The organism is Methylophilus sp. VKM B-3414 (assembly GCF_032248435.1).
In the GTDB taxonomy this organism is placed as follows: Bacteria; Pseudomonadota; Gammaproteobacteria; order Burkholderiales; family Methylophilaceae; genus Methylophilus; species Methylophilus glucosoxydans.
In genome coordinates, this window is sequence record NZ_JAVTLI010000007.1 from 193663 (window position 1) to 210013 (window position 16351).

The window sequence follows — 16351 nt, forward strand, 5'->3', positions numbered from 1 at the left end:
GCATGCCTGGTTTGTGAAATAGCTAATCTGAATTGCCCCATTGATAATAGAAATGGCACTTATAAGCGGGTGCAGACTCCATCTAAAGCAAGTCTTGGAAACAGGAAACACTCCTGCACCGGGTTCAATGATTTGCTGAGATAAGAATGTGTAGTTTTTTGCATGTGCATGCATTGAAAACTTTTTAAGATCACTGCATGAAAACCGCATGCTTTTGGAGTAGGAATGAATTTAAGAGATTTACAATATTTGGTGGCTGTGTCAGAACTGAAAAACTTTAGCAAAGCAGCAGAGTACTGTGCCATCAGCCAACCCACGCTGAGTAACCAAATCAAAAAACTGGAGACTTACCTGGATGTGCAGATTTTTGAAAGGGACTCTACCCTTATCAGGGTCACCCCCGTCGGCGCCAGCATTATTGCCATTGCCAAAAGCATCACCGAGAGTGCTGAAAAAATCCGTGAGATTGCGCGCTATTCCACACGCACCTATGTCAACAAAATCATTATGGGTGGCTTTCCCACCCTGGCAAATTACGTGTTCCCGGAGTATGTGTTCCGCCTCAAGCAGCATTTTGAGGACCTCAAAATCCAGCTGATCGAAGAAAAAACCGATGATTTGATACAGCTGCTCACCGCCCGGAAAATTGATGTTGCGTTATTGGCCCTGCCTATTACCGATGAAACGCTGGAAGGCGTTACCTTATTTGAAGACCCGTTTTACGTCGCGGTACCAGATGACCATGCCTTTGCCCAGCGTAGCCATATTGATGTTGATGAGTTGTTTAACCAGCCCTTGCTATTGCTGGATGAGGGGCATTGCCTGCGTTCGCAGATTCTAAAGTTGTGCTCCCCCCGCAAAGCAGCAGATGATGACTTCAGGGCGGCCAGCCTGGAAACATTGCGGGTGATGGTCAAGCACGGCTTGGGCATCACTCTGATGCCCAGTGTCGCGGTGAGCGAGGGGGAGCAGGATATCTGTTATGTGCCCCTGAGTTGCAATGCCTCGCGCACCATAGGCCTTTTCTGGCATCAATCTCATGAAAGAGCCCACTACTTCCGCAAGCTGGCTGAGGTTATTTCTTACAAGCCTATTTCATAATGAGCGCGGCAACATCGCTGACTGCTGCCATGTCTGATACCAGGCCACAAAATCCTCAGTACGCAATGGCGGTGAGAAATAATAGCCCTGGCCAAAATCACAGCCCATCTCCTGCAAGATGCGTAACTGGCGCAGGTTTTCGATGCCCTCGGCAATCACCTGCATGCCCAGGCTGTGGGCCATGACGATAATGGCCTGGCACAAGGCACCATCTTGACTGGAAACCCCCAATTCACGCACAAATGAACGGTCAATCTTGACGTAATCAATCGAGAATTTTTTCAGGTAGGACAACGCAGAATAGCCGGTACCAAAATCATCGAGAGCCACTTGCACCCCCGCTTGCCGGTATTGGGCCAACCGCTCACTGACGTGCGTGTTGGCATCCAGCAGCAAGCGCTCGGTAATCTCAATCACCACCATGCCATTGAATTCAGGGTGCTGCCCCATCTCTGACAACCAGTCCTCCTGCTTGCGATGATCCGGCGCAAATTGCACAGGCGACTTGTTAATCGCCATCTGAAACTGCGGATGCAAGGACAGTCGCCAGGATTTGCATTGCGCAATGGCGGTTTTAAATACCCATTCCCCAATCGGCGCAATCAGCAGGTTATCTTCGGCAATGCCAATAAACTCCATAGGTGGAATCAGTCCCTTGACCGGATGCTGCCAGCGCAACAACGCCTCGGCCTTGACCACCTGGTTGGTTTGCAAATTCACCACAGGCTGGTACTCAAGAAAAAACTCCTGGTTGGTGATCGCCTGGCGCAAGTCGTGCGACAAGCGCATGCGGTTTTCAGCGTGCTGCTGCATGCGTGGCGTAAAGTAGGTAAAGCAGTTGCCGCCTTTTTGCTTGGACGCATACATGGCCTGATCCACCCGCTTCATCAGATCTTCTTTATTGCTGGCATCATCCGGAAAAATGGCAATCCCCAGACTGGAAGACACATAAGCCAACGTATCATCCAGCTGAAACGGTTGCGACAAGGTCTGCAATACACGCTGCGCCAGGGCCTCAACATAGCCCGCAGTGGCATCGCCGAGCATGAGCACAAACTCATCGCCGCCCAGACGAGCGACCAGATCCTTGTTGCCGACGCAGGCCGACAAGCGTTTACCCGCCTGCATCAGCAAACGGTCGCCCTGATCATGCCCCTGTGTATCATTGACCTCTTTAAACCGGTCCAAATCGAGAAAGATAATGGCCAACTTCTGGCTGCTGCTTTTAATCGTTAACAGCGCCTGCTCCAGGCGCTCGAAAAACATGCGCCGATTAGGCAAGCCAGTCAGCGTATCCACATTGGCAAACTGCCAGACCACCTCTTCTGATTGTTTGATCTTGGAGATATCGGCCAGCGTGCCCAGAATCCGTGTCGGCTTGCCCGCCTCGTCACGCATCAATACCATGCCCCGGTCAAACACCCACTTCCAACTGCCATCCTTGCAGAGCATGCGGTATTCAATCGCATACTGCTCACGTTCGCCATCCAGCACCTGCTGCTGCAAGGCTTGTACTGACTCGATATCTTCCGGATGAATCCGCTGTTGCCAGGTGGCCGGGTTATGCGCCAGTTCATGCGGCGCAAAACCAAACATTCTTTTCCAGTGATCAGAAAACACGACACGGGAGTCAGTCACATTCCAGTCCCAGACACCATCGCCGGTGCTTTCCATGGCAAACTTCCAGCGCTGCTCACTACTGGTCAAGGCCTGGCTATATTTTTCAACGATTTCACGTGCACGGCTGCGCACCATGGATAAATAGGCGAGCCCCGCCAGCAACACGCTGGTCAGCACGCCCATCACGGCGACCTGATTGGCTTCGCGCAAATCAGTGACCGCCTCAAAGGCCGGGGTAGACCGCGCGCGCATACTCCACAAATGGCCATGCATATTCATGGTTTGTGCGGCGCTAAAGCGGGCGGCATGCTCATGGGGATGTGCCTCCTCCCCGCTCGGGCTATGGTAAAGCGGTGTCTGCCCCTCTTTGCCATTCAAATCAAACACATCAAAATGCACTTGCCGCAGCTCGACCACCTGCAAGGCCTCAGCCAAAAAGGCATGGACATCAAAGCGCAAAAACACCCAGCCGTTCAACATGCGACGGCGATCCGTCTCAGAAATCTCATCCGGCCGCCCGTGGTACACCGGCGCATGCAAGAAATACGGATGCCCCATCTGCGGACTACCGGTAGACTGGCCCGACATCACGATTTGCTGGGTTTCGCTGGCTTGCAGCAAATCAGCACGCAGCCTCGCATCCAGAAAAGTATTCTTAAGCAAAATTTCCTGATTCTGGTCATTCCGCGGCTCAATATACAGCACCGGCGCCAGCTCATCATCGCCCTGTACAAACTCAAGCCTGGCGAGCAGGCTTTTCACTGGCGTTTCCAGATCTTTAAACGTCTCTGGATAATTGAGGTGGATGTACTTGATAAAGCCTATTGCATTCAAGCTGCCGTACTGGTCACTTTGCGTGTAATCATTGACATACTCGCGGAATTCTTTGGAAGAAACAAACTGCGAAGAAAGATAAAGATGCTCAACCCCGGTCAACACCTCGCGGTAAGCGTCCATACGGTGCTGGACAGCCTCGGTCGCTGACAACACCGCCTGCCGGAACTTGACCGCCTGCAAGGCTTCCGCATGTTCACGAGCATTCATCCACAGCAAAACAGTCAGCTGCAAGCCACAGGCCAAAATCACCAGGGCCAGCCAGCGCGAGGTCAGCAGTTGCTGCCATGATGCAATTCGAATACGAAACATCTATCCTCCTTCGTCAGGAAGTCGCATGACACACACCAGCATCCCCCGGTCATGCGATGAATTTATTTTTGAGTTTAAAACTTAATCCTGTTCAGGATTTAAGTCAAATCAAGATTGTTTCTAGCTCTATCTTGTGACTAACGGTAAAATATTGGTTTTATTGACTCTTTGCCGCAACTTCACACTGCGGCAATTCTCACGCTAAGGTTCATCCATTATGAAATGCGGTATTGTCGGCCTGCCTAATGTAGGCAAATCCACCCTGTTTAACGCCATCACCAAAGCGGGCATCGCCGCAGAGAACTATCCTTTCTGCACGATTGAGCCGAATGTCGGCATCGTAGAAGTCCCCGACCAGCGCATGCAACCGCTCATCGACATCGTCAAACCACAAAAAACTCAACCAGCCATTGTAGAGTTCGTTGACATTGCCGGCTTGGTGGCTGGCGCCTCCAAAGGCGAAGGTCTTGGCAACAAGTTCCTCGCCAATATCCGTGAAACCGACGCCATTGCCCACGTCGTGCGTTGCTTTGAAGACGGCAACGTGATTCACGTCGCAGGCAAGGTAGACCCACTCGCCGACATTGAAGTGATCAACACCGAGCTGGCGCTGGCCGACATGGAAACCGTTGAAAAAACCATGCAGCGCGAAGGCAAAAAAGCCAAGAGCGGCGACAAAGACGCCATTGCCCTGATCAAAGTGCTGGATAAAGTGCTGCCCTGCCTTAACGAAGCCAAAGCGGTGCGCACCCTCAATCTGGATGCCGAAGAACTCAATCTGCTCAAACCGCTGTGTCTGATTACCGTCAAACCCGTGATGTACATCACCAACGTGACCGAAGACGGCTTTGAAAACAACCCGCATTTAGACAAAGTGCTTGCCTTGGCCAAAACCGAAAAAGCCCCCGTCGTCACCATCTGCGCCAAAATTGAAGGCGAAATTGCTGAGCTGGACGATGCCGATAAACTCGAATTCTTACAAGAACTTGGCCAGGAAGAGCCCGGCCTCAACCGCGTCATTCGCGCCGCCTATGACCTGCTGGGCCTGCAAACCTACTTCACCGCTGGCGTACAAGAAGTGCGCGCCTGGACTGTGAAAAAAGGCGCGACCGCACCACAAGCCGCTGGCGTCATCCACACCGATTTTGAGCGTGGCTTCATCCGTGCTGAAGTGATTGCCTACAACGACTACGTGCAGTACAAAGGCGAAAAAGGCGCACAAGAAGCCGGTAAAATGCGCCTCGAAGGCAAAGAGTACATTGTGCAAGATGGCGACGTCATGCACTTCAGATTCAACGTCTAACCACGTATCAAGCTAAAAAATCAAAGGCTGGAGATTTCCAGCCTTTTTTATGCCTCACGACGCCTTGAACTCGGCATAGCCTGGATCATGAATCACCTTAACAAACCGCTGGAACAAATCGGGATCCAGCTTGCTGCCAGACTCACTCTCCATAATGCGCAAAATTTCATCGTGTGGCCGCGCCTCCTGATACACGCGCCGCACCGCCATTGCATCATAGTTATCCACCACCGTCACAATGCGTGACAATAACGGGATCGCCTCTCCAGCCAAACGATCAGGATAACCGCTACCATCAAACCACTCATGGTGATGCCGCACGACTTGTGCAACCTTATTCGCCTCATTATGCGCGTAAGCTGCAATCAGATTGGCCCCCACCTCAGGGTGCACCTGCATGATTGCCCGGTCATCAGCATCCAGCCGGGTTGGCTTCATCAACACCGCATCTGGCACCACAATCTTGCCAATATCATGCAAACAAGCGCCCAGCTCCAACGCATCCAGCTCTTGGCTGGTTAAGCCAATATCCAGCCCTATCCCTCTCGAAAGCGCCATTACCCGGTCACTATGCAAACGTGTATAAGCATCGCGCAGTCGCAACGCATCGGCAAATACCTTGCTCAAATGCAATACGCCGCTATGCTTGCTTGCAGGCTCGCTCATCCTTTTCCCGGTCTTTTAATAGGTTTAAGTTTTAGCATACTCCCAAAACTAAACGGATGAAAAGCCTACCACCCCGCAATTCAAGAAAATGCGTAGTAAAAAAGGTCGCAAAGGAATGTTGTCGTGCCCTGATACAACTGCTATAATCGCGGTCTTTCAAATCTGGTGATGTAGCTCAGCTGGTTAGAGCACAGGATTCATAATCCTGGGGTCGAGGGTTCAAGTCCCTCTTTCACCACCAATACCAGTAAGGGCTTACAGCAATGTAAGCCCTTACTCACATCTAAGCCTAAAAATCATAGGCAATGGCAAAAACCACTTTATCCTTTAAATTCATTGAGATATGTACACTCCACAGGCAACGGTAGGAGTGCAGTCTGTCCAGCACAGGACTTTAAGTCCTGAGCGTTGTGTATGAGATAAATACTTAACAACAATTACAATTACTGTTACATTCACATAAAAAATTGTTTTCATATAACTAAAATGAGTTCTTATGTTTAACACTTGTCATGGTCTTTTTGATGGCCCTTCATGGGAAGCTTTGTGCCAGAAAGTATTTAAATATAAGTATGGTGTAGAGGGTTATCAATCAATCCCAGCCTCACCTGGTGACTTTGGTTTAGAAGGGTTTACAATTCACTCAGGATTAGCATTCCAGTGTTATTGCCCTGAAAAGAACTATTCAACAGCAGATCTGCTAACAAAGCATCGTGCAAAGATATCAACTGATATCAAAAAACTCCAAACATATGAAAAGGAACTAAGTATTCGGCTTGGATCCACAAAAATAAGGGAGTGGCACTATGTAACTCCGGTTATTTCTTCTCATGAACTTCTAAGTCATGCAAAAAATAAAGAGACAGAGGCTCGCAGTTGGGGCCTTTCTATTTTAAGTAATGACTTTACAATTCATTTGCGAGATGCTGACTTCTACGCGACTGAAATAAATCAAATCAAAACATCAAGTGGTGAATGTCTTACATTTGATACTTCATCGCCTGAGTTAGCAGCAACTGATGGACCAATGCACGAGTACGAGGGGAACATTAGCAGAAAATCAATTGCGCGCGTTGGAGGCAATGGTGAGCCGAAATATCAAACTCAGGCATCGAAATTGACACAATTGACAATAGAAGATTTTATACATTCAACTCCTTATTTAAAGAAGATTGAAGCGGATGCTCCTTATGTATACATAAGGATTGTCAGATCAGTCATGCAGTTCGAATTACACATACAAGAGAAATGCTTAACTTGGAACGATACCCCTGAAGCACTGACGACCTGCCTTAAAGAGGAGTTTCTCGATCTGCTAAAAACTGACTTTCAAGATGTACTAAACCACACTGAATCAATGAAAATTGCTAGAGCATTTATCTCACGATGGTTAGCAGTTTGCCAGTTGGACTTTATTGACTTATGAGCCAACTAAAATTCACAATCAGATCCTCTCCTGTCTTTGCAGAACATAGGACAGTTTATAAAATTGCGCAGGTTTTACTCATATTACATTACTGTTGCAGAAGCTCTCACGCATCATTACCAAAACTACAACTATTTAACTGGGGTTTAAAAAGTGACTCCAGAAGATTAATCTTATTAAATGCAGCGCAAAAAAATAATCTGAATATTCCAACCTGGGGGTTTGATCCACTTCTAACAATCGCTGTAAATTTTGCTATTGCAGATAATCTTATTTCATCCACTAAAACTGGATATCAGGTTACTGAAAAAGGCTCAATTTATGCAAACGCAATATTAGAAGATATTGAAATCATGCAAAAAGATAAAAGCATGCTCAAGTCAATAGGTAAAGGCATTACCGAATCTATGATAGAAACTATAACTAAAAGCTGGACCTCACAATGAGAATATGTGCTCTTAAGATTAAATTAGATACTCCTGAAGGTTTATTCGGATTTGAAACAACGTTTTCAGAGCACTTAAATATTATTCGAGGTAATAACTCATCAGGCAAAAGTACTATCTATAACTCAATTATCTACTGTTTGGGGATGGAGGAAATAATAGGATCCAAGGGGCCCAAGTCTCTACCATATGCTTTGAAAGAACACTTTAATTACAATGGCAGAGAGATAAAAATCGAGTCTTCCAAAGTCATGTTAGAAATTAAGAATCATGAAGGTAAAACAGTAACAATTTCACGCGTAATCATTGATAAAGTCAAAAGCAATAAGTTAATCGAAGTAATCGACGGACCAATACTTACTCAGAAATTAACTCCAACAGAAGTTAGACCAACATACGTTCATGATAGTGGCGGAGCCTCGAAAGAAGAAGGATTCCACTTCTTTCTGGAGAAGTTTCTTAACTACAACTTACCCACAGTTCCTCTCTCAAACAGCACCGCGCAAACAAAACTATACTTACAGACAGTTTTCGCTGCTTTGATAATAGAACAAAAAAGAGGTTGGTCAGACTACTTAGCCAACATACCTTATTATGGCATTAGAGATGCCAAAACACATGTTGCTGAATTCCTACTCAATTTAAATGTATTCGAAAACAACATATTATTAGATAGTTTAAACAAAGAATCCATAAAACTACATCAAGAGTGGGATTTCAAACTTCGAGAGATTGAACGAGTTTCTTCAGAGAATAGTGTATTTATTTCAAACCTACCTACCAAATTAGTTTCTGACTTTGATCGTGACAAGTTATCAATTAATAAGAAAACTTTTACACAGTCAATAACACTAGAGGAGTACATAAAGGAATTACAATCAGAGAGAGCGAAACTGGATCATCTAGAGACCTCTAAAGCTAGCAGTGACACAGAGCAACAACTGAGTGAGCTAGATAAGTTAACGGCTGATATTGAAAAACTAAGTAACTCATACGAGTTGCTAATATCTCGTGAAAACCTATCAATTTCATCACTTAAAGAATATGAACACTTTATTCTCGAAATCAGAGAAGACTTAGAGCGTAATAAAGCCGCTTTCAAGCTAAAGAGCTTAGGTGCAGAATTAAACATTAGAACTGCTAGTGACTTTTGTCCTACCTGTAGCAGCCCAATCAGTGACTCGCTTGCGCAGCAATTAACGAAAGCTAACGAGATGAGCTTGGAAGAAAATATCAACTATTTAAACAAGCAATCTGAAATGATCACTCGGCAGATTAGAGGTCTTAGATCTGAATTGAAAGATATTGAGTCAATTAAATCTGACCTATCAAAAAGAATTGATGAAAAACGTAGACTTCTCTCAACAATAAAAAAAGCTGTAATTCTAGGAGAAGGTAATGTTAAAGCTATTTATATGCGTCAAATTCAGGTTGAGGATGAGTTGAAGAAATTGGACTCAGCGGCTTTGGAGCTAGAAGCTGCTATCGAATCGCTGAGCAATCTCTCAAAAGATTTTTCTACTAATCAAAAAGCAAGGAAGGAATTACCAGAAAATCTCCTTTCTGATGAAGACTCTAAAAAAATTAGTGTATTTCAATCGTTCTTCAGGGCCAATGCATCAGCATTTGGCTACTCCAGTGCAGATATTAATCTTGTAGAAATTAACAAAGGCTCCTTGACTCCGTATCTCTTCAGTACGGAACTAAGGGAAATGGCGGACATAAAATCAGATTCAAGTGCTAGTGATTTTGTAAGGCTAATATGGAGTTATTTAATAGCGCTTTATCAAACATCTACCTTCAGTTTGAATCAAAAGACTTTTATCGGAAATCATCCGAAATTTATTCTATTTGATGAACCTGGTCAGCATTCCATGGGAGAAGAAAGCCAACGAGCACTATTTAATTTGCTCGGCTCAGAGAAAGGATTACAGAGTATAGTGGCTGCGTCATTCGATGAATCAGATGCCGTATTCAATGAAGCTACTCACGGAGTCAAATTCAATTTAATTTCTTTAGATATCAAATGCATCAAGCCGCTACAGAGTTAAAAGTTAGGCATTAAATTGGGGGCAATCTGAAATGGCAAGAGAATTTGAAGTTAGGATCTTAATCACCCTTGATAGCGAGGATTTTGATTCAAGAGTGATTTTAAATAAAAATGTTGAATATCCATTTTCTAAAGTATACAAAGATAGATTTCATATAACAAATCAACAGATAGAAATCACTGCTTTAAGAAGCCAAAAAGTCGATATAGATTCAATTTTCTCAAACTACAACAGCGCGCTCAATAAACAAGTTACAAAAGCCTTAACATATTACTATTGCTCAGTATGCGCACCAATAAAGATTCGTCAGATTCAAATTTCTCAATCCAACATTCGTAACAAGGGTAAATTCACTCCTATAAAAAAAATAATCGGCCATAAAGACATATATCAAATTATTGAGAAAAACTCATCATTGGTAGATTTGTGCAAGATAAAGAGTAATGAACTTGAAGCTATACTTAATGAAGACTCAAAAGGGCATGCAATACTAATTGCAACGACTCACTTAATTAAAGCATGTTGCTTGTCCAATCCTTTTGATAAATTTGACAAACTCTGGAGAAGCTTCAATGCTCTGTATAAATGTCTAGCACAAAAAACAAAGGATTCAGAGTGCCTGATACACCTACGAAAGCATATGGATGCAAACAACGCTTTATATCCGCTATCTCAAGGCTTAATCTCATCTACTCAATCTAATGAAATTAGGGATAATATTCGCTGGATAGCAATGATTCACAATGACTTCCCTACAGAAAAACAAGCTGAAGCCTTCAAAGGTTTCGTTTTACAAATTAAAGACTCTAGATTTATTTCAATTGTTAATGACGCCTTATCAGTAAGGAAGACACATCTGATTAATAGAGGGTTTTGGAATCAAGTTGAAAACCATATTAAAATTAACCTGGCTAGCCCAAAAAAATACGACACAGATGTTGTTGCTATCTTATGCCTGAGATATATGTATTTTGTTAGAAACAAAAGCTTTCATGCAGAAAAATTAGACTCGTCATTTAATATTGTTGCAAATAATAAAGAGGAAAAAGAATTGATTTGGCTTTGTAAAATCTTAAAATTTTTAATAATTGATGTGATTAATTTTAACTCTAAGTTTTAAGTGCCCTTTTTTGAATCGATTCCATCATTTCCATAGGCAACGGTATAGCCGTAAATAACCAGTAACAACCGGTAATAACCAGAAACAATGTGGAACGCAACACATTGTATTTAAAATGAAAATTTAAAAATAGCAAATAAATCAGTGGGTTAAAAACGTGCGCAAAGTATTCATAATCCTGGGGTCGAGGGTTCAAGTCCCTCTTTCACCACCAAATACAAAAACGGCTTCCAGAAATGGGAGCCGTTTTTATTTATCGCTACCTTCTGCAAAGCCCCCTATTTCAAGCGAGTGCAAAGTTAAATGAATTTAAACCTGTGGGCATAGTCACATTGATACCAATCAATTAGACAATAAGGAAAACACATGCACGTAAGCTTTGAAGTCGCACAAGAAATCATTGAAAAAGCAGTTGAAAAATCCAAACAAATCGGCGTCAAGATGTGTATCGCCGTACTAGATTCTGGTGGCAACCTGAAAAGCTTCACAAGAATGGATGATGCCTGGGTTGGCAGTATCGACATCGCCATCAAAAAAGCAAAAACCGCCTGTTACTTCGCCATGCCCTCTGGCGAAATCGGCAAACTTTCAGTGCCTGGCTCGCCTTTATACGGTATCGAGCACTCCAACGATGGTTTGATTACTTTCCCAGGTGGGTTACCGATTGTGGATGAAGACGGGATATTGATTGGTGCAATCGGCGTGAGTGGAGACACAGTTGAAAATGATCACTTAGTTGCACAGGCGGGTGTGAATGTGGCTGGTGTCTGTGATGTGCCTAAGCATCCTTGGCGGACCTGATTAAATCACTTAGAAAATCCTCTTTCACAACTAACTACAAAACGGATTCCATTTTAAGAAGCCGTTTTTATTTGCCAAACTCATCTCATTTGAGAGTCTAAGCTATCCTAATTATTTATTCACAAACTGCTGCCTCAACCATACCATCGCTTCATCATCCTGAGACTTCACATGCCACGCCATGCCTAGCTCAAAAGGCGGGATTGCAAATGGCAGCTCAATCAAATCCAACGTGTCTTCATACTTTTCGAGTAGCTGTTTAGGTAAGGTGGCGACACAATCGCTATTGGTGAGCACCAAAGCAATTTGGTTGTAACTGGGCACAGAGGCCACGATGTTCCGGGTTTGCGACTGCTCGGACAACAAGTGATCAATTGAGCTGGATAAGTCCCCCTTTGCAGAGACGATGACATGCGAGAGTTGGCAATATTCATTGAGTGTCGGTTTTTTTGTGCCTCTCGCATGCCCTTTTTTCTGCGCCATGATAAAGCTGTCTTTCATTAAATACCTGACCTTGAGGCTGTCTGGCATTTTGTTGATATCGCCAATGTATAGGTCAATATGGCCTTGCTCCAGGTCTTCTTTCACATTGACGCCAAACACTGACACGAATGAAATTTGCAGCCCTGGATTATTAAAGGAAAGCACCTTTTTTAACACTGGCAGGCCAAGGATCGTGAACACACTATCGTTGGTTGCAATGGTGAATTTGCGGCGAGAGGTCAGCGGATCAAAGCTGGATTTGAAATTAACGGCAAACTTAAGCTCGTTAATGGATGCGCGTAATTTATGCTGAAGGTTTAATGCCCTTTCAGTCAGCACCATACCGCGCCCCACTTCAGCCGGTACAAGCAACGGATCCTCAAACAACACTCGCAGCCTGGCTAATTGCGTAGAGAGCGCTGGCTGGCTGATATTCAGTCTCTGCGCCGCCTTGGTGACGTTTTTTTCTTCCAGCAGGATATCCAGCGAAATCAATAAAGGCAGGTCTGCTCTTTTTATATCCATAATATTTATACATCCAATACAAATATTCAATTTTAAATAATCATTAATTATACGTATTCTGATGGTAATTTAAATGAACCGGAGAATATGGATGAGCAATGTGCAAGGCAGAAAAAGAATGGCATTCAAGAAGACGGTTTTAGCCATTGGCTTGTTGTTACAGTGCCTGGCCTATGTAAATACTTCTGTTGCCGGAGCTGAATTACCAACGGCTTCAGTGGCTAAATACCATGCTGAAACTGGTTACTACACGTTTAAATTAGGCACGTATGAAATCACGGTGATTTCGGATGGCACGGTGCCGCAAGACTTACATGTATTGTTAAAAGGCGCGCCCCAGCAAACGGTGGATGGCTTGTTAAACCAAGTGCATTTACATAACCCGGTTGAGGCATCCATCAATGTGTTTTTAATCAACACCGGCAAGAAATTCATCCTGGTGGATACAGGTGCAGGAGATTTTTTTGGCAAGGGGTTTGGTGGCAAGTTTAGTGAGCGTTTAAACAAGTTAGGCGTTAAGCCGGAAGATATTTCTGACATATTGATTACCCATATCCATACCGACCATACGGGTGGCCTGGTGCATGAGGGCAAAGCGGTTTTCCCCAATGCGAATATCTATGTGGGTAAAGCCGATATAGACTTTTTTCTGGATGCTAAAAATCAAAATGGGGTGAATGGCTACGACAAAGCCTATTTCCAGCAGGCGCAAACTGCGATGCAGCCATATGTGGCGTTGGGTCATGTAAAACCGCTGAGTGGCGTACAAAAAATTCTTGCTGATTTTAATGCTTACCCCACACCAGGCCATACGCCGGGGCATTACTACTACCTGTTAGAAAGCCAGGGCCAGTCGATTACATTCATTGGTGACTCCGTGCATGTTGAAGCGGTGCAGTTCCCTCATCCTGACATCACCATTACTTACGATGTTGACCAAGCCAGTGCCGCAAAACAGCGGCAGACCCAATTCAATCGATTAGCTAAAAGCCGTGTCATGATTGCGGCACCGCATTTGCCCTATCCTGGGGTAGGCTACATTAATACGCAAAAAGACGGGTTTGCATTTATTCGTGCCGAATACCATGATAGACAGGGGCTGTGATTAAACATATTTAGACTGTGAAAGGCCCTCTAAACAGAGGGCCTTTAGTTCTGGTCAAACTTAAATCTGCGCCTGGCTACCATCCACAAAGAACTCAATGCCATTAATGAAACTGGCATCTGGTGATAATAAAAATGCCACGGCGTTCGTCACTTCATCTGGGTCACCCACTCGGCCCATAGTTACTTGAGCACCTAAATAATCGAGCAGGCCTTGTTTGGGCAGGTCAAATCCTATTTACCATTCCCTTGTATTTTTTTATCAATCACTTGATGAGTTTCTTCATCTTCTAACCATACTGATGATGCGCCTGCACCCAACTCACCTTTTACAATATATTTTTTACCCTTTTCAGGCGTGAATGTGATTTCTCCCTTCACCTGATAAACCTTGCCAAATAGCTCCTGGATAGGCGCACCGTATTGTGTTTTTGCCGCCAGAGTTAACTTCACCGGTTTGTTTGCTGGCACTTGTCTGTCAATTAAATATGGGTTGAGGCGAAAGCCTTTTCCGCGATTTAATTCAACAGAACGCTGCAAACTGTTTTTGACATATTTCCCATCGATGCTTTCAACATAAAAGAAGTCAGACTTTTCTGCATCATAGGCTTGATATGAGTCTTTAATCGTGACTTTAGAAAAGTCGGTTTCTAATGGTAGTAACTGACCTGCTGTGATGTGGAGCTTACCTGCTGGCGCTAATGGCAATACATATTCAGTACCATTCTCAGAGTACACATAGATATTCTCGGAATGTGTTGGTGCCGCGTATACGACCAGATAGGCTGCGTTTGCTTGCAATGGCAGGTCAGCGTAGTAAGTCATGCCCGTAAAGAAATTCGAATCACTTTCAATACGGTAGTTTTCGATCTTCCCTATCTGTTGTTTATCTTTATCCAAAACCAATAAATTTGGTACCAGAATTGAAGCTGACGGCAAATAACTGGCACTTAGGTAAGTTTTAACTGTGACCAGCCTGGGCTGACCTGTTTCTGTTAATTCAAAAGCAGCATAGTAGCCTTTGCCATGTGGAAACTGGAATGTCGGTGTTTTGTCACCAAACAAAATAGATTGCTCTACACCCGTTTTCAACGGCGTATAGGCCATATCATTAATGCTTGAAGCTTGAGGTGCTTTGGATTGCGATAATTGTTGATGCATTTGATCTACAGATGCACAACTGGTCAGTATAGAGGCTGCCAGTACAACGATAAAATAGTTAAATTGGGAGATGAGGCCAGACATTATTGTTATCCTTATTATTAAATTTGTTATCAAATCACTAAGTGATCTAACGATTTTTATCACCAAAGAATACAACTAGTTTAACGTACAATCAATCGTGCCCTCTCTGTTTGAGGGGCTACTGCTTTGGCTTACCACCTGGTGGTGAACTCTGTTATCGATCTTAAAACCATGATGGAGAACTCTCATGTCTTATAGTAAAACAGGCACCTCCTTCAAACAAAAAACCCGACACTTGGTCGGGTTTTTGTCATTTTAGCCTCAGCTAAAATTATTTGTTCATGACGTACATGGTTACTTCAAAGCCAAAACGCATTTCGGTAGCTGCTGGTTTAGTCCACATGGTGTTTCTCCTGAGTTTGTTGGGGGGTAATCTGTACAACGTGTGCACAGTATGCGCTGCGTTTTGATGTTTGTTCAGGGCTGTTTTACTTGAACCTGGCTCATGATTTTCACCAGCGCAGGGTAAAATTTCAGGCAGCTAATATTTGAAATTCTGTTGCTTTTACAACAGGTTTTACCTGACGGTTTTCGCGTAACATTTCCACCAGTCCATAACGGGACATGGTTTTTAAAGTGCGCGATAAATTACTTTGTTTTCGGCCCGTAATGATGGCGAGCTCGGTAATCGATGCGGGCTGTGAATCTTGGATGACTCTCAATAATGCACGGTTCTCGTCACTCAATACTTCAGCCAGCGACTTCATGGATGAAAACCAGATTTTGGGTTCATCTGCGGCGGGCTGGTATTCACCACGCGCTATCGCTAGCATGCGCTCACGAAACTGCACTTCAGACATGATACCAATGGTGATTCGATGATTCATTTCAGTTCCTTTAACAGGCGCTCAACTTCCGCAAAAAAATCAGTGAGCAATTGCCCGGCATCTTTGAATGCATAGGGCACACCTTGATCAGTGGCGTGTCTGTGCTGATGGTCATAAGGCAGGCGTTGCCCCGCATATTTAAACTTTTTGGGCGGTTTGACGGCATGACTATTGTCATAACCCATGAGCCGCTTTCCGTGCTTATCATGCAATGTGAGTGAATACCGGATGCCGTGGGTAATGGCATCAGATACACGCACTTGCCATACTTCAAACTTGAGCCAGTACCCCCCTTCTAAGACATAGAGGGTGTCATGCATTTCCAGCAATGTATTTAATGTATGATCGTCTTGCATTTATATATCATCGGATGATAAATGTAAAATTACCCAACTGTCACTCCCTAATGTTTCAGGCAAATCAGCCATAAAAAATTAACATAAGTTATCAAATTAGAATACAAAAAAGCCCGACAGCGAGTCGGGCT

16 protein-coding genes and 1 tRNA gene are annotated in these 16351 nt (G+C 44.2%); 9 read left to right on the plus strand and 8 right to left on the minus strand.

Features of this window, described 5'->3' with window-relative positions:
* The first annotated feature begins 225 nt into the window (after window positions 1–225).
* Window positions 226–1101: a LysR substrate-binding domain-containing protein gene (locus Q9292_RS08205; RefSeq protein ID WP_313986696.1), complete on the plus strand. Its 876-nt coding sequence runs from the start codon at window positions 226–228 to the stop codon at window positions 1099–1101.
* Here Q9292_RS08205 and Q9292_RS08210 read toward each other — a convergent pair.
* Window positions 1096–3867 (minus strand): EAL domain-containing protein, encoded by a 2772-nt coding sequence (locus Q9292_RS08210; protein ID WP_313986699.1) that lies wholly within the window; start codon window positions 3865–3867, stop codon window positions 1096–1098. The two genes, Q9292_RS08205 and Q9292_RS08210, sit on opposite strands and share 6 nt — an antisense overlap.
* Before the next feature lie 217 nt (window positions 3868–4084).
* On the opposite strand from Q9292_RS08210, the gene ychF reads away from it, so the two are divergent.
* A complete protein-coding gene (gene ychF / locus Q9292_RS08215) occupies window positions 4085–5170 on the plus strand; it encodes a redox-regulated ATPase YchF (protein ID WP_194748399.1) in 1086 nt (361 codons plus the stop codon).
* Window positions 5171–5224: 54 nt separating this feature from the next.
* On the opposite strand, the gene Q9292_RS08220 is transcribed toward ychF, so the two are convergent.
* Window positions 5225–5836, minus strand: a complete 612-nt coding sequence (locus Q9292_RS08220) for an HD-GYP domain-containing protein (protein ID WP_313986702.1) — start codon at window positions 5834–5836, stop codon at window positions 5225–5227.
* Window positions 5837–6000: 164 nt separating this feature from the next.
* Between Q9292_RS08220 and Q9292_RS08225 the strand changes: the two genes are divergently transcribed.
* The 6 genes from Q9292_RS08225 (at window position 6001) to Q9292_RS08250 (ending at window position 11680) form a co-directional block, all read left to right on the plus strand.
* Window positions 6001–6077, plus strand: a tRNA-Met gene (locus Q9292_RS08225).
* A gap of 255 nt (window positions 6078–6332) precedes the next feature.
* Window positions 6333–7262, plus strand: coding sequence for a hypothetical protein (locus Q9292_RS08230; protein ID WP_313986704.1), 930 nt, complete (start codon window positions 6333–6335; stop codon window positions 7260–7262).
* Window positions 7259–7708, plus strand: coding sequence for a hypothetical protein (locus Q9292_RS08235; RefSeq protein WP_313986706.1), 450 nt, complete (start codon window positions 7259–7261; stop codon window positions 7706–7708). The genes Q9292_RS08230 and Q9292_RS08235 overlap by 4 nt, the downstream gene beginning before the upstream one ends.
* Window positions 7705–9759: an AAA family ATPase gene (locus Q9292_RS08240; RefSeq protein ID WP_313986709.1), complete on the plus strand. Its 2055-nt coding sequence runs from the start codon at window positions 7705–7707 to the stop codon at window positions 9757–9759. Before Q9292_RS08235 ends, Q9292_RS08240 begins: the two co-directional genes overlap by 4 nt.
* A gap of 31 nt (window positions 9760–9790) precedes the next feature.
* Window positions 9791–10879: a hypothetical protein gene (locus tag Q9292_RS08245; protein WP_313986712.1), complete on the plus strand. Its 1089-nt coding sequence runs from the start codon at window positions 9791–9793 to the stop codon at window positions 10877–10879.
* 366 nt (window positions 10880–11245) lie between these two features.
* Window positions 11246–11680 carry a heme-binding protein gene (locus Q9292_RS08250; protein WP_313986714.1) on the plus strand — a complete coding sequence of 145 codons (435 nt, stop codon included), beginning with the start codon at window positions 11246–11248 and terminating at the stop codon, window positions 11678–11680.
* Between the two features lie 111 nt (window positions 11681–11791).
* On the opposite strand, the gene Q9292_RS08255 is transcribed toward Q9292_RS08250, so the two are convergent.
* A complete protein-coding gene (locus Q9292_RS08255) occupies window positions 11792–12688 on the minus strand; it encodes a LysR family transcriptional regulator (RefSeq protein WP_313986717.1) in 897 nt (298 codons plus the stop codon).
* 118 nt (window positions 12689–12806) lie between these two features.
* Between Q9292_RS08255 and Q9292_RS08260 the strand changes: the two genes are divergently transcribed.
* Complete coding sequence (locus Q9292_RS08260) at window positions 12807–13793, plus strand: MBL fold metallo-hydrolase (protein ID WP_313986720.1); 987 nt, start codon at window positions 12807–12809, stop codon at window positions 13791–13793.
* 60 nt (window positions 13794–13853) lie between these two features.
* Here Q9292_RS08260 and Q9292_RS08265 read toward each other — a convergent pair whose 3' ends face one another.
* The 5 genes from Q9292_RS08265 to Q9292_RS08285 all read right to left on the minus strand — a co-directional run bounded on the left by Q9292_RS08265 (window position 13854) and on the right by Q9292_RS08285 (window position 16220).
* Window positions 13854–14030: an SDR family oxidoreductase gene (locus Q9292_RS08265; RefSeq protein ID WP_313986973.1), complete on the minus strand. Its 177-nt coding sequence runs from the start codon at window positions 14028–14030 to the stop codon at window positions 13854–13856.
* On the minus strand, window positions 14027–15037 hold the full coding sequence (locus Q9292_RS08270) for a MalM family protein (RefSeq protein WP_275356111.1): 1011 nt from the start codon (window positions 15035–15037) through the stop codon (window positions 14027–14029). The genes Q9292_RS08265 and Q9292_RS08270 overlap by 4 nt, the downstream gene beginning before the upstream one ends.
* A 271-nt stretch (window positions 15038–15308) precedes the next feature.
* Window positions 15309–15380, minus strand: coding sequence for a pyrroloquinoline quinone precursor peptide PqqA (pqqA, locus tag Q9292_RS08275; RefSeq protein ID WP_081624291.1), 72 nt, complete (start codon window positions 15378–15380; stop codon window positions 15309–15311).
* A gap of 130 nt (window positions 15381–15510) precedes the next feature.
* Complete coding sequence (locus Q9292_RS08280; RefSeq protein WP_313986724.1) at window positions 15511–15864, minus strand: transcriptional regulator; 354 nt, start codon at window positions 15862–15864, stop codon at window positions 15511–15513.
* Complete coding sequence (locus Q9292_RS08285) at window positions 15861–16220, minus strand: DUF6516 family protein (protein ID WP_313986727.1); 360 nt, start codon at window positions 16218–16220, stop codon at window positions 15861–15863. Before Q9292_RS08285 ends, Q9292_RS08280 begins: the two co-directional genes overlap by 4 nt.
* Window positions 16221–16351: the final 131 nt, after the last annotated feature.

Bases quoted from the DNA above. Each gene is read 5' to 3' on its own strand.
- Q9292_RS08220 (WP_313986702.1), bottom strand. From the start codon at position 5,836: ATGAGCGAGCCTGCAAGCAAGCATAGCGGCGTATTGCATTTGAGCAAG.
- Q9292_RS08235 (WP_313986706.1), top strand. From the start codon at position 7,259: ATGAGCCAACTAAAATTCACAATCAGATCCTCTCCTGTCTTTGCAGAA.
- Q9292_RS08255 (WP_313986717.1), bottom strand. From the start codon at position 12,688: ATGGATATAAAAAGAGCAGACCTGCCTTTATTGATTTCGCTGGATATC.
- Q9292_RS08250 (WP_313986714.1), top strand. From the start codon at position 11,246: ATGCACGTAAGCTTTGAAGTCGCACAAGAAATCATTGAAAAAGCAGTT.
- Q9292_RS08245 (WP_313986712.1), top strand. From the start codon at position 9,791: ATGGCAAGAGAATTTGAAGTTAGGATCTTAATCACCCTTGATAGCGAG.
- Q9292_RS08210 (WP_313986699.1), bottom strand. From the start codon at position 3,867: ATGTTTCGTATTCGAATTGCATCATGGCAGCAACTGCTGACCTCGCGC.
- Q9292_RS08240 (WP_313986709.1), top strand. From the start codon at position 7,705: ATGAGAATATGTGCTCTTAAGATTAAATTAGATACTCCTGAAGGTTTA.
- Q9292_RS08280 (WP_313986724.1), bottom strand. From the start codon at position 15,864: ATGAATCATCGAATCACCATTGGTATCATGTCTGAAGTGCAGTTTCGT.
- Q9292_RS08205 (WP_313986696.1), top strand. From the start codon at position 226: ATGAATTTAAGAGATTTACAATATTTGGTGGCTGTGTCAGAACTGAAA.
- Q9292_RS08285 (WP_313986727.1), bottom strand. From the start codon at position 16,220: ATGCAAGACGATCATACATTAAATACATTGCTGGAAATGCATGACACC.
- ychF (WP_194748399.1), top strand. From the start codon at position 4,085: ATGAAATGCGGTATTGTCGGCCTGCCTAATGTAGGCAAATCCACCCTG.
- Q9292_RS08230 (WP_313986704.1), top strand. From the start codon at position 6,333: ATGTTTAACACTTGTCATGGTCTTTTTGATGGCCCTTCATGGGAAGCT.
- Q9292_RS08270 (WP_275356111.1), bottom strand. From the start codon at position 15,037: ATGTCTGGCCTCATCTCCCAATTTAACTATTTTATCGTTGTACTGGCA.
- Q9292_RS08260 (WP_313986720.1), top strand. From the start codon at position 12,807: ATGGCATTCAAGAAGACGGTTTTAGCCATTGGCTTGTTGTTACAGTGC.